This window comes from Rufibacter tibetensis (genome assembly GCF_001310085.1).
Taxonomy (GTDB): domain Bacteria; phylum Bacteroidota; class Bacteroidia; order Cytophagales; family Hymenobacteraceae; genus Nibribacter; species Nibribacter tibetensis.
The window spans coordinates 2,819,643-2,842,141 of record NZ_CP012643.1; the positions used below are offsets into that span (position 1 = coordinate 2,819,643).

Below are 22,499 nucleotides of genomic sequence, written 5' to 3' on the forward strand. Positions count from 1 at the left end.
TAAATCTCGTCTTTTGGATTTAAGGCTGATTTTCTAGAAACAAGGTTTAAATTCTTCGTAGAAGCTGTTAAGTCACAATCTCTTACCTTGCTGAAAAGGAGGAGAGCCTTAAAGTTGGAGTACACACTTAACTAATCCGCTAAACCATTGCCTCATGGAATTCTACCAGCGCTCCGCAGACCTAGTTTTAGAAGAGTTCCAAACGTCTGGTAAAGGCCTTACTAGTGCAGAAGCACAACAGCGGCTGCAAAAATATGGGCACAATGAACTGAAGGAGGTAGACAAGGACCCCATCTGGAAACTGTTTCTGGAGTCTTTTAAAGACCCCATGGTCATTGTGCTGCTCATTGCGGCGGCGGTACAATTGGTGCTGGGCGAAGTCATGGAAGCCGTCATCATTTTTGCGGTGCTTCTCCTGAATGCGGTAGTAGGTGTGGTGCAAACTAAGAAAGCTGAAGGAGCCTTAGATGCGCTCCGGCAGATGTCGGCACCCTCTGCCAAGGTGTTGCGCGATGGAGTTACCCACACCCTGGCAGCGCGGGAACTGGTACCCGGCGACGTAGTGGTGCTGGAGGCCGGCGATTACGTCTCCGCCGACGGGCGGCTGGTGCAAAGCAACTCCCTGCGCATAGACGAAGGTATGCTCACCGGTGAATCTGTGCCAGTAGAAAAACAAACCGAAGAAATTCCGGAAGAAGTAGCCTTAGGCGATCGCAAGAACATGGTGTTCAGTGGAGCACTGGTGGTGTATGGACGGGGAAAGTTTGTGGTAACTGGCACCGCCGAGAAAACCGAAATAGGAAAAATAGCCGGTCTGCTCGCCTCCGCTGAAGCCAAACAGACCCCGCTTCAACGAAAACTCGCCGAGTTCAGCAAGAAACTGGGCTGGGTCATTCTGGCGCTCTGCATCCTGATCTTTGGCGTGGAAGCCTTCCGGGTGTGGGTGGACGGCGATACTGGCAACATGACCAATGCGCTGCTCAAAGCTTTTATGTTTGCCGTAGCCGTAGCCGTGGCTGCTATTCCTGAGGCGCTTTCTTCCATTGTGACCATCGTGCTGGCCGTGGGCACAAACAAAATGGCTAAGCGCCACGCTATCATCCGCAAGTTGCCGGCCGTGGAAACCCTGGGCTCCACCAGCGTCATTTGCACGGATAAAACCGGCACGCTGACCCAAAACAAAATGACCGTGGTAGATTTCTATGTACCCGGTAAAACCACCGAAGAATTTTCCAGTGACCCCAGCCAGTGGTCTATCTCCGAACAGCGCCTGATGCAGGTAGCCGTGCTTTGCAACGATGCTCAGATAAACGAAGACGGCACCGAAGTAGGCGACCCTACCGAGGTGGCGCTCATCGCGTTCAGCAACCAGAAGCAGCAACCTTACCATGAACTGAGAATGAAGTACAAACGCGAGGCCGAGCTGCCGTTTGATTCTGAACGCAAGCTTATGTCAACGGTGCATACCATTGACGGGCAACGGTTGATGCTCACTAAAGGCGGTCCCGATGTGGTGTTCACCCGCTGTTCGCGCGTGCTGGTGGAAGGAGAGGAGAAGCCCCTCACGCCCGAGCTGCTCACCTCCATCAAAAACCAAAATGAGGATTTCTCCGACCGTGCCCTACGGGTGCTGGCTTTCGCCTATAAACCCTTGTCTAATACAAATGGGGTCACTTTTGAGGACGAGAATGACCTGGTGTTGGTAGGCTTGAACGCCATGATTGACCCGCCCCGCGAGGAAGTATACGCTTCTATTGCTGAAGCTAAAAAAGCGGGCATCCGGACGGTCATGATTACCGGTGACCACAAGACTACTGCGCGAGCTATTGGCCGTGACATTGGTTTAATGGATGAGAATGACATCGCCTTAACTGGTCAGGAACTGGATGCTTTATCAGAAGAGGAACTGGAGCAGCAGCTGGAAGATATAGCCGTGTACGCCCGCGTCTCGCCGGAAAACAAAATCAGGATTGTACGCGCCTGGCAACGGAAAGGCAAGATCACGGCCATGACCGGAGATGGAGTGAACGATGCCCCAGCCCTGAAACAAGCGGATATTGGGGTAGCCATGGGTAGCGGCACCGATGTGGCAAAAGATGCTGCCGCCATGATTCTCACGGATGATAACTTCGTTTCCATCATCAGCGCCGTGTCGGTGGGGAGAACTGTGCTGGACAACATCAAGAAGTCCATTGCTTACCTGTTCTCTGGAAACTTGGGCGCCATCATCGCTATCTTGTTCGCGCTGGCGCTGGATTGGGTGAATCCGTTTACACCCATTCAGTTGCTGTTCATCAACCTGCTCAATGACTCCCTGCCCGCCATTGCTTTAGGCGTGGAAAAAGCTGAGCCTAACGTCATGCAACGCAAACCCCGCGACATTAACGAGGGAATCTTTGCCGGCGGCACCCTGCGGAGCGTACTTATGCGCGGCATCCTGATTGGTGTGGCGGTGATTATCTCGCAGTATATCGGGTTGCAGCACTCAGAGGAGATGAGCATTGCCATGGCCTTCACCACACTTATTCTGGCACGTACGCTACAAACCTTCGCGGCACGGTCCAACACCCAAACGGCTTTTGAGGCAGGTTTCTTCAGTAACAAATACGTGATAGGAGCGGTGTTGCTGTGCTTCGGGTTGTATGGGCTCACCGTGTTGCCAGGCATCAGGGGAATATTTACCATACCCACTGATTTTGGGTGGGATGAATGGAAGATAGCCGCCGGATTAGCCTTGGGTGCCGTGATCTTGATGGAACTTTGGAAGTTGGTGCGAGGAATGTTCGGTAATAAGGAAGAGGGTAAGTTTTAAATAAAAAGTTTGATTTACCAGGAGTTCTCTTCCCTCGTGCACAGAATCGCACACGCCTCTCGTCCCCCTTTGAAGGGGGTAGGGGGATGATTACTCTTGCTGAACGGCATTCCCGGAATCCATGTTTTGTGTCTTATAGATGATTGCTCGTAGGTTCTTCGCTGGCCTTTATCATCCCCCTACCCCCTTCAAAGGGGGACGGAATGAGTACTTAGTTTTTTAGAAAGTATGAGCCTAAAGCGGAGAGTTGGTGCTACGAAAGTAAACGACTCCTTCAACTCTGCAATCACTCTATTCAGGAAAACGAATAGCCTTGTGTGGTGCTGAAACTGTCTACCGGTTCAAAATCAGGATCCAGCAGCTCTACGCTTACTTCATGGTTCTGGAAGTGGAGGTTGCCGAAAGTGCTGGCGAAAGCAGTCTCCGTGGCATCTGCGCCCGTGGCTATTTTGGCCATGCCGTTGAGGGGCACCATCTTGGTAGAGTCAAAAAGAACCCAGTGCCCGCCCAGATACGCTTCAAAACAAGCGTGGAAATCTGAGGGCTGCAGTTGGTACGCGTACCCGGTGAAATAGCGGGCCGGAATGGTGAGGGCCCGGCACAAAGCTACTCCTAAATGCGCGAAATCACGGCAGACGCCTACCTGTTCGGTAATGGTGTCAAAGGCCGAGGTGTGCGAAGTGGAGTAGCCGCCTCTGTATTCCACATTCTCGTGAATCCAGTCGCGCACGGCTATCACTTTGTCAAAGGCGTGGTGAATGTTCCCGAATTTATGGTGCGCAAACTTATAGAGCCGGTCTGACTGACAATACCGGCTGGGGTGCAGGTACCGTATAACCGAGGCAGGCATCAACGGAATAGCAACATCTACCAACTGGTGGCTGGGGATAGTCTGTATCTGGTTCTCCACCTTAGCCGAAAAAGCAAATGTGACACTTCCTGCGTCTGGCACCTCAATGATCTTCATCCGCTTTTCGCCAGCAGCCGCTGGAACTTCCTGCATGGTTACCCCAGGTACCGCCTCAAAGGCCTCATCCCAAACTTTTTGGGTGTCTGATTTAAAAGGTAATATGCTCAAGATGACAGAGGAAGAGGAAATGATTTCATACTTCATCTTGACAGTTACCGCTAGTTTCATAGGTGGTCTTCAATAGTAGGGACAGGAATCTTATTGAAAGCAGCCTCCATCCAGGTGTCCGGAATTCTGTTCAAAGCCGCCTTCAGTTCAGAGTCCCATTGTTCAGAGATGCTTTCCAGGTCTTTTTTTGTGTAGCGGTGTTCTACCATCTCAAAGCTGTCTTTACGGTAGAGCACTACATCAATAGGAAAGTCTACGTCATTGGCGCTGACGCGGGTAGAATCAAACGATAAAAATCCGGTTTTTAATGCCAGCTGCATAGAAGACTCATCGGTAAGGGTCCGGTTGAGGATGGCTTTGCCGTGCCCCGAGTTCCCGATGACCACGAATGGCGCTCCCTGGCCCAGTTCTACCCAGTTGCCTTCGGGGTAGAGCAGAAAGAGTTTGTGCTCTTCGTCATCCTTTAACTGACCGCCAATAATGGTGTGCAGGTTAAACCGAAGGCCCGCCTGCTCCAACTGTTCTTTGTCTTCTTTGGCTACGCGTTTTACCTGAGCCCCGAAGTCGTTGACCGCTTTGTACAGCTTGTTATGTTCGGCTCCTTCTTCTATAAGTTCTTTGAAGTAGAGAACTGCTTTATCCCGCACAGACCTAAGGCCGCTGGTCATGATAAAGAGCGAGTGCTGCCCGTGTTGCTGAATATAAATTTTCTTTTTCTCTGTAGTGTCAGAGCCTGCGGTTATTCTGGTATCTGCTATAGCTACCAGTCCTTCTTTCACTTTTATTCCTAAACAGTACGTCATAATAGAGCTTCCCTTCTGCCAGTAAGTACCACTTATAAACAAATTGATATTCTAAACCGGGTATAGTTAAAATATTGTAAATAAGACTGATAAAGGCAATGAAAGATACAAAGGATTAGCGTAGGTATTTGCCGCAGCCTTCAGGTTTTTGGAAGAGTTTTCTCTTATATGTCTCAATTTGAAGGAAGTAAGAACGAGTTCGCCTCTCGTGGCTAAACGGCAATGTTGTGTTAGACAAAGCGGTATTTGGGTGTAGAAGGCATCGTATTCAAGAGCTTGAAATGCTCCTTTTCTTTAGAAGTTTGCTTTACAGAAAAAGTTATTCCCTAAACTCAACTACTTTCTCTTTATTTCTGTTAAAAGGAAGCTCCGCTTGTGCGCTCTTTGAGTATAGCGTTGCAAGTATAAAAGGCAATTACATTTAGATACCTATGCAGTCTTTAAACGAAAAAGAATATAAAAACGAGTTTGTCGCCGCCTTTGACGGCGATGACAGCGGCAATACCAAACCGCGTCAGACGCCTGGCGTTTTGTACAGCAAAGCCATCCCCACACCAGTGAAGAAACCTGAGCTTTTGGCCTGGTCTGACGAACTGGCTCAGGAACTAGGCATAGAGAAGCCCACCGATCAGAAAGACATTGACATTCTGGGCGGAAACTACGTGGCCCCATCTATGTACCCGTACGCCGCCTGTTATGCCGGACACCAGTTTGGGAACTGGGCCGGACAGCTAGGCGACGGCCGTGCCATTACCCTAGGTGAGTGGGAAGCCCCGAATGGAAAAACTTGGGAGTTGCAACTGAAAGGCCCTGGACTTACCCCGTACTCCCGCCGGGCCGATGGAAGAGCCGTATTACGTTCCTCAGTGCGAGAGTACCTCATGAGCGAAGCAATGCACTATCTGGGTGTACCTACCACTAGGGCGTTGAGTTTGGTTTCTACCGGTGACAAGGTGCTGCGCGATATGTTCTACAACGGCAATGCCGCCTATGAGCCCGGTGCCATTGTCATGCGGGTAGCGCCCAGTTTCCTACGTTTCGGGAGTTTTGAGATGCCCGCGGCCCGTCGTGAAAACGAGAACCTGCAGAAACTGGTAGACTGGACCATTGATCGCTACTACCCACACTTGCAGGGCGAAAACCGGATTCTGGCCTGGTTTAAAGAAATTATGGAGAAAACGGCTGCTCTCATGGTAGACTGGATGCGCGTAGGCTTTGTGCACGGCGTCATGAACACCGACAATATGTCTATCCTGGGCCTCACCATTGACTACGGCCCGTTCTCTTTCCTGGACGATTACGACCCCGACTTCACCCCCAACACCACTGATCTTCCCGGCCGTCGGTACGCTTTCGGGAAGCAGGCTTCTATTGCCTACTGGAACCTGGGTTGCCTGGCCAGTGCCATCGCGCCGTTGCTGCCGGGTACCGAGGAACTGGTGGCCATCTTGGAAACCTACGGCGATATTTTCCATGAGAAGTATTACGCCATGATGGCTAACAAACTGGGACTGGACAAGGTGACCGAAGGAGACCAGGAGCTGATCACCCGTTTCACCAACACCCTGTATACCCTCAACCTGGACATGACCATCTTCTTCCAACTGCTCATAGACGCACCGCAGGAGCTGAAAACCGAAGAAGAAACAGAAGCCTATTTCCAAAACAGTTTTTACAGACCGCTGGAGAAAGGAGAGCGCACTACCTTGCATACCTTACTAACAGATTACCAGAAGCGCCTTCAAGCTAACACCGTCTCACGGGAAGTAGCTGTTCAGAAGATGCGGGAAGCCAACCCCAGAATTATTCTCCGGAATTACCTTCTGCACCAAGCCATAGAAGAACTTGAGAAAGGCGAGAACACGCTGTTCCTGAAACTGCAAGCCGCCATGAAGGACCCGTATTCCCGCAACTTCGATGAGTTCTTCGCCAAGCGACCAGATTGGGCCAGCCAGAAAGCCGGCTGCTCTATGCTGTCCTGCAGTTCTTAACTATAGGGGCATGAGATTTTGAGCCTGTTTTTAGAAAAGCGATTCTAAACAGAAATGGACGCGGGAGTCAGATGAGGTTAGTACATCTCAATGACTTTCAGCGTCCATTTTTTATTGATCTTGTAGGTGCCATTCCGGAGAACGTGCAAGCCTGTTCCAACGCCGTAAAGGGTTAAAGCTCCGCCTATGGTTTGGAAAGCGTCTATTCGGTCAGGCTTGTCATTGAGGTTCGTCAATACATTAACGGCACCTACCAGAGTGAAGACAGTGCCCCCGGCTTTAAGGAAAGAGCCCATGAAATGAGCCACCTTCCTACCACCGGTGTGGTTCTTCAGCCTGATCTTTTCCACATCTTTCAGTGGTACCTCCAAGCCTTCCACAAAAAAGGAATTCCCCCGGATGTCCAGCACTTCCATAGTTTGCAGTTTCTTATCCTGGAAACGCTTAAACGTGATAGATTCCCCAATCTGAATCCGGTAACGGGAAATGGTGCCAGCCTTGGCTAAGAGCAGGTAACGGTATTTGCCTACCGCCGGAGTTGATGATTCAGGGATTTGGGCATGGCATGTAGAAGAAAAGGTACAACTGAAGAAAAGGAGGATCCCGAACAGAAGATGTTTCATCATGCCAATGGAGTGGTTTACCTGCAAACGATGCGCCGGTAAACTTATTGATTAATCCATAGACTTCCCCAGAACATGCTTCTGCACTTTCCCTTTTTAACCCGATTTTAGAAAACGAGGCAGAAATCTCTTTCTCCTAAACCGCCCAGATAGAAACAGAAAGGACACTCAACTGGAGTGGCCTTTCTGTTTGAAACAACTTAGTCGTCTATTTTGGTGGCGGTGTACCCCGCAAGTTCCACGGCTTGGATGACCGTGTCAGAGGAGGCATCGCCTTCTATGGTTAAAATTTTGTCTGGGTTAGCGGTGTCTACCTGCCAGGTGTAAATGCCAGGTGTGTTGTCCAGGGAAGGAGTCACGGCGGCAATACAGCCTCCGCACTTTATGTTGGTTTTAAATTTTTGGGTGCTCATATCAGAGGAATTAAAGAAGTATAACAATCAACAAATAATGATTCGGCAGCACTAAAGCTTTAACGTCCGGAGGCGCAAACTGTTAGTCACCACGGAGACCGAACTGAGGGCCATGGCCGCGCCCGCCAGCATCGGGTCCAGCAGGAATCCCCAGATGGGGTACAGCAAACCAGCCGCTACCGGTATTCCGATGACGTTGTAAATAAACGCCCAGAACAGGTTCTGATGGATGGTACGCACGGTGGCTTTGCTCAGTTTGATAGCCTTGGCAATGGCCCGGAGGTCTGAGTGCATGAGCGTGACCTTGGCCACATCCATGGCGATGTCCGTCCCGCGGCCCATGGCAATGCCCACATCGGCGAGGGCCAGCGCCTGCGAGTCGTTGATGCCGTCGCCTACCATGCCCACCACATGTCCTTGGCGTTGCAGTTCCTGAATGAAATCGGCTTTGTCTTGCGGCATCACTTCGGCTTTAAAGTGTTGTAAACCTACTTGCTTTGCCACGGCAGCTGCGGTTTGGGCGTTGTCACCGGTGAGCATGTAGACGTTCAGCCCCAGCGCCTGCAAGTCTTGGATGGCTTGCGCCGAGGAATCTTTAACGGCATCGGCAATGGCGATGAGTGCCACTACTTGCCCTTGCGTACCAGCAAAGATGACGGTTTTGGCTTCGGCTTTCAGTTTTTGGGCCGTTTTCTCCAAATCAGTTGTAAAACGGAGGCCGTTCTCCTGCATCAGTTTCTCGTTCCCTAACCAGTACGTTTGACCCTGGTACTGCGCCTGCACGCCTCGGCCAGTTATGCTTTCAAAATGGTCTAGCGTCACCGGTTGGATGCCTTGTTTTGTAAGGTGCTTGGAAACCGCCTCGGCCAAAGGGTGCTCTGATCTGTTTTCCATGGCTAGCAATACTCCACCCAAGTGCGGTTTTTCTTCCGAGGGCAAGGTGCACTCCAGTTCTGTTACTTCGGGTTTACCTTTGGTGATGGTGCCCGTTTTGTCCAGCACGATGGCCGTGAGTTTATGGGCCGTTTCCAGGCTTTCAGCGTCTTTGATCAGGATGCCGTTCTCTGCGCCACGGCCCACGCCCACCATGATGGCGGTAGGAGTAGCCAAGCCCAAAGCACACGGACAGGCAATAATTAACACTGTGATTAAGGCAAGCAGCGCATGCGTCACGTTGTTGTCGCCACCCAGGAAATACCAGGCCGCGAAGCTGAGCAGGGCAATCCCGATTACGATGGGCACGAAGATACCGGCCATTTTATCGGTGAGTTTCTGCACGGGCGCTTTGGAGCCTTGCGCTTCCTGCACCATTTTGATAATCTGAGCTAAAAGCGTCTGCGCGCCCACTTTCTCCGCCGAAATCTGCAGACTGCCTTTCTGGTTGATGGTGCCCGTGAACACCTGATCACCCGCACTTTTCTCCACCGGAATCGGCTCGCCGCTGATCATACTCTCATCCAGGAACGAGGAGCCGCTGACCACCCGGCCATCTACGGGAATCTTCTCGCCGGGACGAATCACTAGGACATCGCCCACCAGTACGTCTTCAATAGGCAGTTCCACCTCTTGGCCGTTACGGACCGCTTTCACGGTTTTCGGCTGTAAGCCCATCAGCTTTTTGATGGCGCCCGAGGTGCGGGATTTAGCACGTTCCTCCAGCAGTTTGCCTAGAAGAATAAAGGCGATGATGACGGTGGCGGCCTCATAATACACGTGCGGTTCCAGACCTCGGGAGAGGAAGAACTGCGGGTAAAACGTATTGAAGGCGCTGAACAGAAACGCGATGCCGGTGCTCAGGGCCACCAGCGTGTCCATGTTGGCTTTGCCGTGGCGGGCCTGCTTGAAAGCGTTCACGTAGAAGTTTCGGCCAAACCAAAACACCACAGGCAGGGTAAGCGCCAGCATAATCCAGTTGCCGTAGGGCATGTGGTGGAAGAACATGCCAATAACCGCCACCGGCAAAGACAGAGCAGCAGCCCAGATGGTCTTGGATTTGATTTGGCGGTAAGCTTCTTGCTCACGGACTTCCTGCGCCTCCTGGGTAGCCTCTTCTTTCTGGATGAGCATGTCATAGCCCACACTCTGCAGCGCTTTCTGCAGCGTGCCTAAGTCGGTGCCCGGGGCGTATTCTACCAGAGCGGTTTTATTCGCGAAGTTCACGGCAGCGCTTTGCACGCCAGGCTGGGCCTGCAGCATAGATTCTACGCTCACTGCGCAGGCCGCACAACTCATGCCATCAATAGGAAAACTATTTTTTATGGCAGAGGTCAGTTTTTCTTTTGTGAGGGTTGCCATAGTGGTAAAAATCAGGTTCAATGTATAGTACAAAGATACGGGCCACGGGCGGCGGGGTCGTTACAGCATTGTATGCCGGGGGTTATATAATTTTAAGCAAGGTGCTGCGCGATGAACCGGGCATCACGGCCAGCCCCCAACAACAAGGCTGAACTACGGCTCCGCTGCCAGGAAAGCCCCAGGTAGAACAACCCCTCCACCGGACTCACACCCTGCACATGCACCGGTTGACCGTTCGCAGCTAACGCACCCGGAATCTGTAGCCAAGGGTAGTTGGGCCTGAAGCCAGTAGCCCAGACAATGCTGTTGAAGGAAGTTTGGGTGCCGTTTTTGAAGAGTACCTCCTGCTGGTGAAAACCTGTGATTTCCGGCCGAAGGGTGATCTGTTTGTTTTGGAGCAGTTTTTCCAATTCCCGGCCGTAAATGACATCATTGTTCATCAATACCTTTTTGCCAAACAAGGAAGTAGGGGAAGCATAGATAGCTCCGGTCTTGGTAGCCCACCAGAACACGCTCTTCCCCAACTTCCGAAGTCCGGAGAACTTCGGCTCCTTCTTCACCGAGAGATGTACCTCATGCGTTTTGGCTAGCTCCACCGCAATCTGTGCCCCAGAGTTTCCGGCTCCCACCACTAATACCTTCCCTGCCGAAAGCTGAGCTGGGTTGCGGTACTGGGAACTGTGGAGCTGCACCATCCTTTCAGAAGGAGCAGTGAGGTAAACCGGCACAAATGGCGTCTGAAAAGGACTGGTAGCTATGACTACTTGCCGGGCTTGGAATGTTTGGGAAGTCGTCTGGATGTAGAACAGGTCATCTGGTTTGGTTACCTGCACTACCTTTTGCCCAAGCGCTACCGGAAGCTTGAAATGATTTGCGTACTGCTTTAAGTAATCAGCGATTTCATCTTTAGTAGGGTAGTAGCCTTCGGGCAGTAACAGAGGAAGACCCGGCAGTTGGCAATATTCAGCTGGGGTGAAGAGTCGCAAAGAGTCGTAACGGTTTCGCCATGATTGACCTAGTTGTGAAGCAGCTTCTACCAGCAAAAAGTTCTTTTGTTGGAGGTGCAGGTAATACCCCATGGCTAAACCTGCCTGCCCGGCCCCAATAACAATCACATCATAGACTGTTTGCTGTTCTTGAGGCGGTAACGTTTGGCTTTCAGGCTGCATTGCTGTTCTATTGAATCGATGCACAAATCTAGCAGGAGGCCCCAGGCAGTGCTTTACACAATTTTATGGAAGACGTGCAGGATTTTAGTCTACCACAATGTGGAGGCCTCTAAACTATAATAAGATGATTCTCCCCTTGAGGGGAGCGAAGAGGGGTGTTTACATCAGTAGGTTAAGGCGTTTCATTATTCTTTAGATAGAGTTTCTTATTGACCCCAAAGGAAATAGAAACCATCATATAGAGTACTCAACTTTTATCCTCAGGTGTAAACACCCCTTTTAATCTCCCCTCAAGGGGAGAATCCAAAATGATGAAAGCAGTTGGTTTCAGCTAACAAGGGAATAGCCCATAAAACAGAGAAGCTTCCCACACCACATAAGCAGCAAAGGAAGCTTCTTCGTTTTACGCCTTATTTTCAAAAAACAGGCAAAAAGCACTTATTCAGAATCTGACCGGGCGGCGGAGAGTAGTTCGGCCACCAGATCAGACCGCGGGATCAGTTCCTGGCAGACTTCCATGCAGTGGCGGCAAGCGGTGGCGCAGTCCTGGCAATGGTCATGGGCATGGCGTTCACATTCTATGGCGCAGGCCTCGCAGATCTCCACGCACTGGCGAAGTACCAGGCGGGCGTGCTCAGAACCTTTGGAGAGAAACGAGGCAGTGAGGCGGCAATAGTCGGCGCAGTCAAGGTCCAGGTGGATGCAGCGCGCCATTTTTTTCACTTCTTCTTCCTGCAGGCAGGCGGTGGCACAATGGTCGCAGGCCGCTATACAGGCCAGTAACGCATCAATGGCCGGTTTATATTCGGTACGCATAGGCTTGAAGTTTGGTGAACTTTTTTATACGAGCCGAGTCAAGGAAGGGGGAAGGATTTTAGCTGATTTTACCAAAACAAGCCGAAAAGGAAATAGCAGGGGAATAGCCTAATGGCACACGCCTGCCTCAGCGCAGGTAAGGGCCTCAGGGCCGCGTTCTACCTGCAGGGTCACGTGCGGAATATAGAAATGGTCCCGAAGGTCGGCCCTGATCTGGGACAACTGATGATCGGAGTAGGTGTCTTCCACCACCAGGTGGGCGGTGAGGGAGTTTTCGGTGCTGCTCATGGCCCATACATGCAGGTCATGCACTTCGGCCACGCCGGGCACTTCCAGCAAATAGGCCCTGATGGCGGCTAAGTCAATTCCGTGCGGAACGGCGTCTAAAGTGAGGCGCAGTGATTCTACCAGCAAGCCCCAGGTACTCCAAACTATGATGGCCACAATGATCAAACTCATAAGCGCATCTACCCAGAACCAGCCGGTGTAGTACATGACAAGCCCGGCTATAACCACGCCCAGACTCACCAGGGCATCGGCGGCCATGTGCAGGTACGCGCCTTTCACGTTTATATCATGGTCTTTGTCGCGGAAGAAGAGGAGGGCGGTACCGGCATTGATGATAATGCCAATGCCGGAGACTAATGAGATAGCGGTTCCGTTGAGCGCAGGCGCCGTGCCCAACCGCTCAATGGCTTCCCAACCAATGGCCCCAACGGCTAACAGCAGCAATACGGCATTGAGCAGCGAGACCAGCGTGGTGCTTTTGCCATACCCGTAGGTGAACCGGTCGGTGGGTTTTCGCTGCGACAGCTTTAAGGCGAAAAAGGCGAGCAGCAAGCTAATGACATCGGTGAAGTTATGCCCGGCATCGGTGAGGAGCGCGAGGGAATTGTACCACCATCCGGCCCCGGCTTCTACGATTACATACAAAATGTTCAGCCCGATGCCCAGCACAAAGGCCCGATTCAGGTGATCTGAGGCAGGTAAGCCGTGCCCATAGTGATGGCCTTGATGCGCGTGCGAATGCCCATGAGAATGTGAGTGCGCCATAAAGGAGGTCAGTTGTTTTTCTTTTACGTAGCCGAAGAAGACTTCAGGTAGAGGTTCAAAGAAACGGGAGAGCGGAGAATCTCCTGTTACAGATTTTAAAAGCTGTGTTATAGGATTTAGTAGAGGCGTTTCCGTTTAGGGCTAATTTTCAGAAAAGGCCTTAAAAAGAAACAGCCGGATAAACCGGCTGTCTTGTTCTTTCTCCTGCAAGCGTATTAGGCCACAAGGGAACGGCAAGCTTCGGCGCATCTACGGCAAGCCTCGGCACATTGCTGGCAATGGTCATGGTCATGTTTTGCACATTCAGCGGCGCAAGCCTCACAGACTTCAATACACTCGCGTAACAGGTGTTTGCCATGTTCTGAACCCCGGGCCAACAACGTAGCAGTGAGGCGGCAGATATCAGCGCAGTCACGGTCTGTTTGGATGCAACGGGCCATCATTTTCACATGGTCTTCCTGAAGACACATGGTGGCGCAATGTTCGCAGGCTAAAATACATTCTTGTAAAGCGTCAATGACAGATCTATTTTGAGCGTTTTGCATGATGATTGGGTTAAGTGAAAAAAATTATTGCAAATGCTTTGTAGATGCTTTACCAAAAAGCTCCAAAAAGAGTTCTGATATAAGTAGCTACATTAATAGATACGCCTGTAAGACCTGAGTGTTCTTATAAAATTACGGGGTGAGCCTTACAAGATTTTAACTTACACCAATTTATCCAGCGGGAAACGCTCTACGGTTGGGTCTTTTTTGAAGTCGGTAACAGAGACGCCCGTTACTTTCTTGAACTGGTTAGAGAGGTGCTGCACGCTGCTGTATTGCAAACGGTGGGCAATTTCACTTAAGGTGAGTTCTCCGTAGGAGATGAGTTCTTTTACCCGCTCAATCTTTAAACGAATGAGGTATTTCTCAATGGTAGTGTCTGTATGTTGGGAGAATACTTTGCTCAGGTGCTGGTAAGACATGCCTAGTTTCTCAGCCAGGTATACCGAGGTGGTGATAGGCTGGTATTCTTCCTCTAAATGCCGTTGGTACTCCAGCAACGTGGTTTTAATCAAATCTGTGAGTTGCTCTTCTTTCTCTTGCAGCAGTTCAAAACCATGGGCTTGCAACGCCAAGGAGAGGGCAGGTGCATTTACCTCCTCAGGCCCGGTGACTACAGCCTCACCCAGTTTCACCTCCTGCACCTTCAGTCCCTGTTGCGTCAATACCTCGGTGACCGTGGCAATGCACCGCGGGCAAACCATGTTCTTGATATGTAGATGATGTTCCATGGCAGGTATGTGGTTTAGGCACCTAAATGAAAAGATGCTCTTGTTTTACAGGTAACAAAGTAAACGCAAAAAGAGTGGCACTGGCAACGCGCATAACTTTTACCCTGAAATGGGGGATTTCCCCGCAGACGGCACATTAGTCTTCGGTACGGTTAGGCTTGGGCAGGTTTCTTTTAGGGGCAGCGGCTTGTCTGGGAGCAGGTTTGCTCGTTTTGGCTCTCTTTCCAGATAAGCGCATGAAAACCCAGTTCACGCCGGGTACAATGACAAAGGCGGTTCCGGCCAGCAAAATAAAGATCGCGAAGAAGGCATTGAACAACCTGAAAATAAAATCGCTGGTGAGCCCGAAGGTGTACAGCAGCAACGCCATGGCCATAAGCATGCTAATGAGGGCGGCAATGAGCAGGTCGCGGCGCCAGTCTCTCTGGAACGGATGTCTTTTTACTACTTTGGCCATGTTACGCAACGGAAGCTCTGATCCAGTGGGGGAGCAAGTGAAGGAGCTCGGCTTGCAGGGCCTCGCCGTTGTTGTCTTCTGAGTACTGCAATGCTTTTTTGATGAACTCCGGCATGGGAAGTTCCTGCTGCTTAAGATCCAGCACGTATTGTTGCAAAACTTCAGGCCGAGGTCCCCAGGTGCCCAGTGGTTGAAGCGTCTGGGCGTTTAGCGCGATTAATTTGGGAATACTTTTACCGCTATTGGTAAGATAGGCATCCATTACCCCGGGTTGTTCCGAGCGCAGGATGGTTCTGAGTTCCAGGTTAGCAGATTGCTCAGCAATGGCAGCTAACACCGGCACGTGCACGGCGGCGTCTCCGCACCAGCCTTCGGTGAGCACCAGCCAGATCTGCGGGCGGGGCAGGGCCTGCACCAGTTCCACCAGGTCTGGCAAAAGCGGCGTCTGGTACGTGCGCTCCATAATGGCCAGATTGTCTTTGGTAAGCTGGGCCAGAAAATTGGACTGCTCCAGGCCGGTAGTTTTGCCTTGAGCCACGGCCTCGCGCACGAGTTCCATGTAGCCCTCATACGGGAGGCTTTGCCCAATGACCTCTGAGGTAATTACATTCTGTGGTGCATCCATACTGCTAAAGAGGGTCTGCCAAAACAGACGGTGATGCGAAGATACGGCAAAGCTGATGGTCTGCCCAAACGTTTCGCGGTTAGGTGGTAAAACGAAAGGCCCGGGTGTTTCCCGGGCCTTTCGCAGAAAACAGGCGCAAAACACCTGTCGCTTTTTTTGTCAGGGAACAGGTTACTCTTTCTCGTTGCCCAAGCCTTCTTTGTCTTTATGGCCTTTGAGGGTACTGGCGTTAGGCTGGTTATTCCGGAACTCTTTGTCTGAAGAATCAGCCCCACGCGTGTCTGAAGGATTTGCGTGTGATCCCTGTGGACTGTGTTGCTCTGGGTCAAATTTCCCTTTCTTGGCTCCGCCGCCGTGTCCTTCTCTGGATGGTACGTTTTCGCCACGGGTGTTATCGGCACCGCCGGCTACCGGGCCTTCCTGGAAATGGGGTTTGTTGTTACCCTGGTCTGGGTTATGGTTATGCTCATTGTTAGGCTGTCCGCTCACACCGGCGCCAGTATCCATGCCGCCTTGGTCATTGTTGCTGGATTTCTGGTTTCCGCTGCCCTGGGTGTTAGGATTAGAGCGTGTTTCAGGGGACCCTTCGTACGGTGGGTTGTTGTTGTGGCGGTTGCTGTTGTTGAGGTTATCGTCTTGGCTGTTAACTTCCTGCCAGCTTCTGTCTTGGTCGGGTCTGTTCTGTTTTGGGCTATTTTCGCCTTTTCCTTTGGTCATGGTTCTTTCTCCTTTATTTGAGTAAAACTTATACAAATGACTGCACCGGGACTTCCCAGAGTATACCGTTGTACGATGAGACGGATGAATAAGGTTGAAAGAGCTAGCCAGAAAAGTAACGGAGCAAAGAAAGGAACAGACGGGTTAACTCAAAGCCAATGAAGCGCGTACACTCCTCAGAGTGGGCTGGTGGCAGTGCCTGAGCCCACGTTTATGCTAATCTTCTGAACCAATGAAAATGAATCTAACTTCTCTTAAACGCCTTTCCTGGTCTTTGCTGCTGGGTGGGGCACTTATAAGTGGCATCACAGCCTGTAGCACCGGCACCAGCGAGGGCCAGGTAAACGTGGAGGAAAGCGACTTTAAAGACAAAAGCCCCACTGAACACAACGCACAGGGGCTTTCAGATGAAACCCAGGACCCCTTGAACAACACAGGCTCTGACTCTTCAAACCAAGCCATTTATGATCGGCAGGAAAACAAGGTAAGAGAGCGTAATACCGGAACTTCTAACCAGGGATTTGGCGGGGCGGCCGAAAGAAACTCTGATAAAAAGAATAACTAAAATCTCATATCCACAGAAAAGCCTGCCCCTAATGAGGCAGGCTTTTCTGTTTTCAGCCCCTTTTCAGGAAAATGGTGCCAAAGCTTACCGGAACCCAAATGCCTTGGGAACTCCCTGCACCTCAAAAGAATCTACTACCGCCCCGTTGCTCCGGTACCGGATCACCCACCCATTAGAACCGTTGGCTTGCGCACGGCCAGTGTATAATAGGCCGTCTGCCGGGTCTTGACCCAGCGCCTCAACTCTGCGGGGGATGATAGGCAGGGCAGGCAATGACAGCGCGTTGATGTCCATGGAGTACACCCCATCATGGGCAAAGAAAATTCGGTTTTTGGAGCCGCTCAAGGTGAGGCCATGCGGCTGAAGCGCGGAGTTAGAGAACTCAAACTCCCTTGGCTGGCTTCTGAGTGCCGACGGGTTGATGCGCACCAACCGGCCTTTGGTGCTACCATCGGCTTTGCCGCCACATAAGACCCACAGAATGCCCGAGGCGTCTACCACCATGCTGTTAGGGTTGTCTCCTACGGTAAGGGTGGTGTCAATAATAAACGTGGTGGTGTTGAGCACATTTACTTTGTCTCTACCCTCGTTGGCCACAAAGAGCCGGCTTCCCACCAGCGCCATGGCTCCGGGGTTAGGGCCAACCTTCATGTTTTTGGTGATGGCATTGGTACCCAGGTTTACTTGTACCACCCTACCAGAATCAGGAGACGTAATCCAACTGCTTATATAGGCTGTTCTGCTGGTGCCCGTTATTAATCTTCTGGGAGAAGTAATGCCTGAGATGGTTCCGGCCGAGGTAAAGGTTCGGGAGGCAAGGACCTCTATGGTGTCTTTGCTGGTAATAAGATACGTTCTCTCCAAAGCCGTTGCCATAGACACCAGGTTCCCGTCCAGGGCCCGATTGTTAGCTTTCTGAAACAAATCTGCCTCTACGTTTCCGGTAGCCCGGTCATAGTAACTCACGCTACCGCTTGAGGTACCGGTTTCACCCATAGTGGAGATAAGAACGCCCGTCTCAAATACCGGGAGCAGTTCTTTTTCTTCCTCCTGACAAGAAGTGGCAAAAAGCAAGGCCGCACCTAAGAGACCGTGTAGCGCTTGTTTGAAAAGAGGGAAACGTTTCATCTTGCTAAGGTAGAAAATTAGAGGAGACGGAGAACAGGTAGGAGATAAGTGCTACACAGAAGTCCATAGCTTAAAACGCAGGGAAGCCAGCCCCAAATGGAACTGGCTTCTCTGCGTATAAGCTTAGTTTGCCAAAAAGACCCCAGAAATGACTATCTGAAAGAAAATCCGTTAGGCAAAATTCTCACTTGGAAAGAGTCAACCGGCGTGCCAGTGGTCTGGTACCGAACGGCCCAGCCATTGGATGTATAACCGCCTACTCCCAGGTACAGGAGGTTGGTTTCAGGGTCAATGCCCAAGCCATACGGACTACGGTTGATGATAGCCGTAGTAGGGACAGTTGACGCGGAAGTTGCCATTGCATATACCTTGTTGTTATAGGAATAGTAAAGTGTGTTCTTGGCTCCGTTAATGGTCAGTTGGCCAGCACCGCTAGTACCTACCGGGAAGTTATAGGTGGTAAGGGCATTATTATTGGCCGGATCAATCTTGATCAAAGCACCAGGAGTGCTGTAGCCTCCTCTTAACACCCAAATCTTGTTGTTAGCATCCAGAACCAGGTGCTTAGGTGCTTCGCCTACCAGAATGGTACTTTCCACCTGGTCTGTTGCAGTGTTGATCACAGAGATAGTATTGCTACCACTGTTGGCCACATACAGCTTGTTGTTGTAGATAAGCAATCCTTCTGGCAACAGGCCCACATTGATGGTTTTAGTTACTGTGTTGGTAGCAAGGTCCAGAACAGATACCCGTCCGGTACCCAGGTAGCCAGAGAAGGTGTATCCTACATACTCAGTCACGTAGGCTTTGGAAGAGTTTAAGGCAGCAATGTACCGAGGTATCTTTAAGCCATTGATTACCCCAACAGAGGCAAACGAATAAGCATCTACCACTTCAATCTTCTCGCTGGCATTTACTGCAATATAGGCTTTGTCCCCAATGAAAGTCAGAGACTGGGCTGCATCTCCCAACGGGCGGTTATTCACTTTGCTGAATAAATCTGGCGTGAGGTCTTTCGATTCAGGGGAGAGGAAGCTTACCTCAGCAGTAGGTGTTCCAAACTGCCCTTCGTTCAAAATGAACACGCCATGCTCATAGGCTCCTTTGGGTTCTGTATTGTCATCAGTAGATTCACAGGAAGAGGCAAACATAGTGCTGCTTCCTAACAAGATGTACAGGAGGTACTTTTTAAAAGAATTAGTTTTCATAGGTAAATAAAGGTGAATGTAAATGGAAATAGTTAAGGTTGGGGCGCCCATTTGAGAGAAAGGGACAGCCTGAAGTTTCTGGGTGGCATGGCCCGGTACGCCATGGTTTGGTACACCGTATTGGTGAGGTTTTGCACCTGGGCCATAAGTTGCGTTTCAAAAGAATGCCACGTAAATGTCTTGCCCACACTGGCGTTTATCAGCGTGTAAGCCGGTAACCAATTGTTGTTGTCATTGTCTGTGAAGCGGCGGCCGGTGAACGTGGCGTCAGTGCTCAGCCACCAGTTTTTAAAGCGTGCTTCAAACCAACCAGCCACCTTGTGCTTAGGCACGTAGAACAGCTGGCGCTCTTGCAATATGGCTTGGGTGTTAGGAAGTTTCTGCTGTGAGATGGTGTACGCGTAGGCCACACCTCCAAACAAAGACCAATTTGCATCAAAGGCAAACTGCCACCTGCTGTCGACCTCAACTCCGTGCCCGCGCACGTGCTGGAGGTTGACCGGTTCTGAGAAAGGTCCCGCCTGGGAAGGTTGCCACTGAATCCAGTCCTTCACCTGCAGTGCATACGCCGTCAGTTCTGAGGTGCCGGTTACGTTGCCGTTTTTATAGACATGTGCCAAACCACTTTCATATCCCCAACCACTCTCGGGTTGTAACCCCGGATTACCGCCTGGCCGCCAGAAGCGGTCATTCAAAGTAGGCACCCGGTAACTGCGTGATACGTTGGCTTTGGCAGTAAACGTATTTCCGGCAAACTCTGTGATTATGTAGTTAGCTCCCAATGTTGGGGTGAGCGGCGGATTGAACCCTTGCACCCAGGCCTGGCGCAAGTTCAAGCTTATTTGTAGTTCCGGCAACGGATCATACCGTAGCCAGCTGTAGGTAGAGAAACGAGTCTCGTCTACTTTTCCGCCGTATCCGCCCACATTGGCTTTAAAGAGTTGGCCTTCTTCACCCAATTGCAAGAGCAGGTTGGGCAGTAATTGCCGCTCATGTTCTACCTGGCTTTGGTAGGTGTTGACGGTGGAAAGGGAAAGAACACCGTCGTCCCGGTAATTCAGAACGTCGTTGAAATACGCTCCCCTAACCGTGGTGCTGCCACCGGCTACCTGGCCCTGCCATTCGGCCATGAGCCGCAGGTTTTCGTCGTTCTGCTGAGCGTGGGTGTTCGCGCTGCCCATGGAAGGCTGTATCTGCCGATGCGTCTTCACATACCAGCCCCGTACCGAAAGCCTTTGCGCCTGGCCAAGCTTATAATGCACTTCCTGAGCCAAACTGGTCTGGGAGAAAGCGGCATTCTGCTGAGTCTCCCGCGGTGCCCCAAAAGCGGCGATGTTCTCAAACTTGAAATCATTCTGGGAGGCTGAACGGGTAAAAGAGGAGGTGAGGGCGAGTCTCCCGTTGGAGAAAGTACCAGTAGCCGCTGAACGTCTGTGCCCGAAGCTACCTATTTCCTGTTGTACCTGTATTTGTTGCTGAGGGGCAAAGGATACCGGGTTTTCCAGAAGAACAGCTCCCCCCACAGCCCCGCTGCCGTGTAAGGCACCGCTTGGTCCGTGTTGAAGGCTCACCTGAGTATTGGGTGGGGGAGGTAATAACGCAAAATCTGACATGCCCAAGGTAGGCAGGGCAATGTTGAAGCCGTTCCAGAGCACGGCCGTATGGCTGGACGAGGTTCCCCTGAAGGCCACCGTAGCTGTCATGCCATTACCATAGCTTTTGAAGTACAGCGGACTGCGCTGCTGGAGCACTTCAGAAAGCGTAATGCCGGGCTGCCGTTGCAGAAGCAGAGTATCAATCCTCTGGACCCGGGCTCCTGAGACGTAGCGGGTGTATCTTGGCGCCGAAATGGTGACAGGCGTCAGTTGCACGGTGTCCTGCACCTGGGCATAACTCACTTGCAGAGACAAAATCTCTAAGGCAACAGAAGCTAGCGCAAACAAAAAAAGACGACGTACCATATCCTCGGCGTACAAAGCAGAGGAGACTAAAAAGGAAGAAGTACACGAAAACGCCAGCCACTGAGGGCCACCATGTCCTTGCTGCTTTTTTTCCCGAAAGCCTCCAGGTGAATGTTAGACGTTGGCAGGTCTCCTGGCTCTCTTCATCTGCCTGGCCTTCCCATCCAGCAAAGCGGACAGTGGCGTGTGGAAGGCAGAATTTCTCTGAAGATAACAGTTGCGGGTACAGCTCAGGTATTACACCTGATTCCCTTTTAAGACATCATGGGCAGAAAACCCAGGCTGTCACCAATATCGGGGGCAAAGGTACGGGAAGTTTGAATAGCAGCCTACATCGGCCTAGAAAAATCGCAACAAACTGCTTTTAAGTTGTTTTCCTGTAAACGGCTTAGAAATAGACGAGTGTAGCATTAGTGATGGCTATCCAAACCTGGGGTAGGTTTATAAAGCAGGGTTGGAGATGACGATTACCACTGCAACGAATCATGCGAAAATGTCCTGTAAAGCGTAACTAATTACCAGAAAAGGTATAGGTTTATGAGCTAGGTAGAGCACCCAAAAGATAGAAAAGCCTTATTTACTAATTTAACTGAGAGCCAGTGAATTAATATTTTCCTCCTCAGCATATAACGCATTTTTTAGCGTTATTTAAACCAAAGCAGGCTAAAAACAGAAAGCAGAACATACAGAAGTGGTGGCTTGACACGCAACTTATTTAGGTTGGCTGTAGTTTTTAGCACTGTATTTGCAACCAGCTTGCCTAGTTTCCACACTCCTTTTTACATGAAAAGAATTTTCCTTTTAAGCACGTTATGCCTGGGTTTATTGCTCAGTTCCCAGGCACAGATGGTTTCTAAAATTGATTATACCGCCATCAAGGCGGCGGTGACTTCTTCCAAGTCCAAGATGTATTATCCTGCATTGCTAAAGCGCTATCACGCTAATGACTCTAGACTTACCTTGGACGAGTACAAGCATCTGTACTATGGCTGGACCACGCAACCGGGCTATAACCCGTACAAACCCAACGACCAGTCTGATGCTTTAAATGAGATGCTGCTGTATGAGCGCTTCCCGGAGATTATCACCACCGGTAAGAAGCTGTTGGCCACAGACCCGTTCAACCTGGATGTGATGTACCTCATGCACATGGCTTATGGCGAGTTGAATAAGAAGGGGGAAAGTCAGATGTGGCTCACCAAGTTTGAAGGTTTGATGGCGGCCATAAAAGCCAGCGGCAACGGCCGAAGCAAAGAAACAGCCGTAGTGCTTAACGCTCCGCGTGACGAGTATATGTTTTTGACAGTGGTAGGGCTTCGGCAGAAGGGGCGCCCGCAGTTGGTAGACAATAAGTATGATTTGGTGAATCTGCAGACACCTAACAAATTAAACCTAACTGAACTTTACTTCAACATCCAGAAAGCGGTAGAGAAGAAACGGTAAGTCCGATCATCTAAAATAAATCAATGGGAAGGGTAGCCAGGAGGAATTAATCCCTTGGCTACCCTT

The 22,499-nt window shown here is 50.9% G+C and carries 20 protein-coding genes and 1 riboswitch; of the genes, 4 read left to right on the forward strand and 16 right to left on the reverse strand.

Annotated elements, in window-relative coordinates; genetic code table 11:
* Positions 1 to 154: 154 nt before the first annotated feature.
* Complete coding sequence (locus DC20_RS11360; protein ID WP_062543937.1) at positions 155 to 2,812, forward strand: cation-translocating P-type ATPase; 2,658 nt, start codon at positions 155 to 157, stop codon at positions 2,810 to 2,812.
* Between the two features lie 295 nt (positions 2,813 to 3,107).
* Here the strand turns inward: DC20_RS11360 and DC20_RS11365 are convergent, their stop codons facing one another.
* Both DC20_RS11365 and DC20_RS11370 read right to left on the reverse strand, forming a co-directional pair.
* The gene (locus DC20_RS11365; RefSeq protein WP_062543938.1) at positions 3,108 to 3,950 is read right to left on the reverse strand and encodes a transglutaminase-like domain-containing protein; all 843 of its coding nucleotides are present in this window, start codon (positions 3,948 to 3,950) and stop codon (positions 3,108 to 3,110) included.
* Positions 3,947 to 4,693 (reverse strand): peptidase, encoded by a 747-nt coding sequence (locus DC20_RS11370; protein ID WP_062543939.1) that lies wholly within the window; start codon positions 4,691 to 4,693, stop codon positions 3,947 to 3,949. The genes DC20_RS11365 and DC20_RS11370 overlap by 4 nt, the downstream gene beginning before the upstream one ends.
* Before the next feature lie 431 nt (positions 4,694 to 5,124).
* Here DC20_RS11370 and DC20_RS11375 point away from each other — a divergent pair, with 431 nt between their 5' ends.
* Entirely contained in the window at positions 5,125 to 6,684 is a 1,560-nt protein-coding gene (locus DC20_RS11375) for a protein adenylyltransferase SelO (RefSeq protein ID WP_062543940.1), read from the forward strand.
* Positions 6,685 to 6,761: 77 nt separating this feature from the next.
* Here DC20_RS11375 and DC20_RS11380 read toward each other — a convergent pair whose 3' ends face one another.
* From DC20_RS11380 to DC20_RS23410, 11 genes are all read right to left on the reverse strand, one after another.
* Positions 6,762 to 7,310, reverse strand: a complete 549-nt coding sequence (locus DC20_RS11380; RefSeq protein WP_157593138.1) for a hypothetical protein — start codon at positions 7,308 to 7,310, stop codon at positions 6,762 to 6,764.
* 197 nt (positions 7,311 to 7,507) lie between these two features.
* Positions 7,508 to 7,720 (reverse strand): heavy-metal-associated domain-containing protein, encoded by a 213-nt coding sequence (locus tag DC20_RS11385; protein ID WP_062545927.1) that lies wholly within the window; start codon positions 7,718 to 7,720, stop codon positions 7,508 to 7,510.
* Between the two features lie 51 nt (positions 7,721 to 7,771).
* Entirely contained in the window at positions 7,772 to 10,015 is a 2,244-nt protein-coding gene (locus DC20_RS11390; protein ID WP_062545928.1) for a heavy metal translocating P-type ATPase, read from the reverse strand.
* A gap of 92 nt (positions 10,016 to 10,107) precedes the next feature.
* Positions 10,108 to 11,184 carry a flavin-containing monooxygenase gene (locus DC20_RS11395; protein ID WP_062543942.1) on the reverse strand — a complete coding sequence of 359 codons (1,077 nt, stop codon included), beginning with the start codon at positions 11,182 to 11,184 and terminating at the stop codon, positions 10,108 to 10,110.
* Between the two features lie 438 nt (positions 11,185 to 11,622).
* On the reverse strand, positions 11,623 to 12,000 hold the full coding sequence (locus DC20_RS11400; RefSeq protein ID WP_062543943.1) for a four-helix bundle copper-binding protein: 378 nt from the start codon (positions 11,998 to 12,000) through the stop codon (positions 11,623 to 11,625).
* A gap of 108 nt (positions 12,001 to 12,108) precedes the next feature.
* On the reverse strand, positions 12,109 to 13,053 hold the full coding sequence (locus DC20_RS11405; protein WP_062543944.1) for a cation diffusion facilitator family transporter: 945 nt from the start codon (positions 13,051 to 13,053) through the stop codon (positions 12,109 to 12,111).
* Between the two features lie 215 nt (positions 13,054 to 13,268).
* Positions 13,269 to 13,598: a four-helix bundle copper-binding protein gene (locus DC20_RS22380; protein WP_071885443.1), complete on the reverse strand. Its 330-nt coding sequence runs from the start codon at positions 13,596 to 13,598 to the stop codon at positions 13,269 to 13,271.
* 161 nt (positions 13,599 to 13,759) lie between these two features.
* On the reverse strand, positions 13,760 to 14,329 hold the full coding sequence (locus tag DC20_RS11410; RefSeq protein WP_071885444.1) for an AraC family transcriptional regulator: 570 nt from the start codon (positions 14,327 to 14,329) through the stop codon (positions 13,760 to 13,762).
* Between the two features lie 136 nt (positions 14,330 to 14,465).
* Positions 14,466 to 14,786 (reverse strand): hypothetical protein, encoded by a 321-nt coding sequence (locus DC20_RS11415; protein ID WP_062543946.1) that lies wholly within the window; start codon positions 14,784 to 14,786, stop codon positions 14,466 to 14,468.
* 1 nt (position 14,787) lies between these two features.
* Positions 14,788 to 15,411 (reverse strand): thioredoxin family protein, encoded by a 624-nt coding sequence (locus DC20_RS11420; RefSeq protein WP_071885604.1) that lies wholly within the window; start codon positions 15,409 to 15,411, stop codon positions 14,788 to 14,790.
* A gap of 171 nt (positions 15,412 to 15,582) precedes the next feature.
* A complete protein-coding gene (locus tag DC20_RS23410; protein ID WP_245652200.1) occupies positions 15,583 to 16,128 on the reverse strand; it encodes a hypothetical protein in 546 nt (181 codons plus the stop codon).
* A gap of 232 nt (positions 16,129 to 16,360) precedes the next feature.
* Between DC20_RS23410 and DC20_RS11430 the strand changes: the two genes are divergently transcribed.
* Complete coding sequence (locus tag DC20_RS11430) at positions 16,361 to 16,693, forward strand: hypothetical protein (RefSeq protein WP_062543948.1); 333 nt, start codon at positions 16,361 to 16,363, stop codon at positions 16,691 to 16,693.
* An 84-nt stretch (positions 16,694 to 16,777) separates the two neighbouring features.
* On the opposite strand, the gene DC20_RS11435 is transcribed toward DC20_RS11430, so the two are convergent.
* The 3 genes from DC20_RS11435 to DC20_RS11445 all read right to left on the reverse strand — a co-directional run bounded on the left by DC20_RS11435 (position 16,778) and on the right by DC20_RS11445 (position 20,990).
* Positions 16,778 to 17,821, reverse strand: coding sequence for a YncE family protein (locus DC20_RS11435; protein ID WP_062543949.1), 1,044 nt, complete (start codon positions 17,819 to 17,821; stop codon positions 16,778 to 16,780).
* Positions 17,822 to 17,973: 152 nt separating this feature from the next.
* Positions 17,974 to 19,029, reverse strand: a complete 1,056-nt coding sequence (locus DC20_RS11440; protein ID WP_071885605.1) for a YncE family protein — start codon at positions 19,027 to 19,029, stop codon at positions 17,974 to 17,976.
* Positions 19,030 to 19,061: 32 nt separating this feature from the next.
* Positions 19,062 to 20,990: a TonB-dependent receptor gene (locus tag DC20_RS11445; protein WP_062543951.1), complete on the reverse strand. Its 1,929-nt coding sequence runs from the start codon at positions 20,988 to 20,990 to the stop codon at positions 19,062 to 19,064.
* Positions 20,991 to 21,111: 121 nt separating this feature from the next.
* Positions 21,112 to 21,282, reverse strand: a riboswitch (cobalamin riboswitch).
* A 491-nt stretch (positions 21,283 to 21,773) separates the two neighbouring features.
* On the opposite strand from DC20_RS11445, the gene DC20_RS11450 reads away from it, so the two are divergent.
* Positions 21,774 to 22,433: a DUF4919 domain-containing protein gene (locus DC20_RS11450; RefSeq protein ID WP_062543952.1), complete on the forward strand. Its 660-nt coding sequence runs from the start codon at positions 21,774 to 21,776 to the stop codon at positions 22,431 to 22,433.
* Positions 22,434 to 22,499 lie beyond the last annotated feature (66 nt).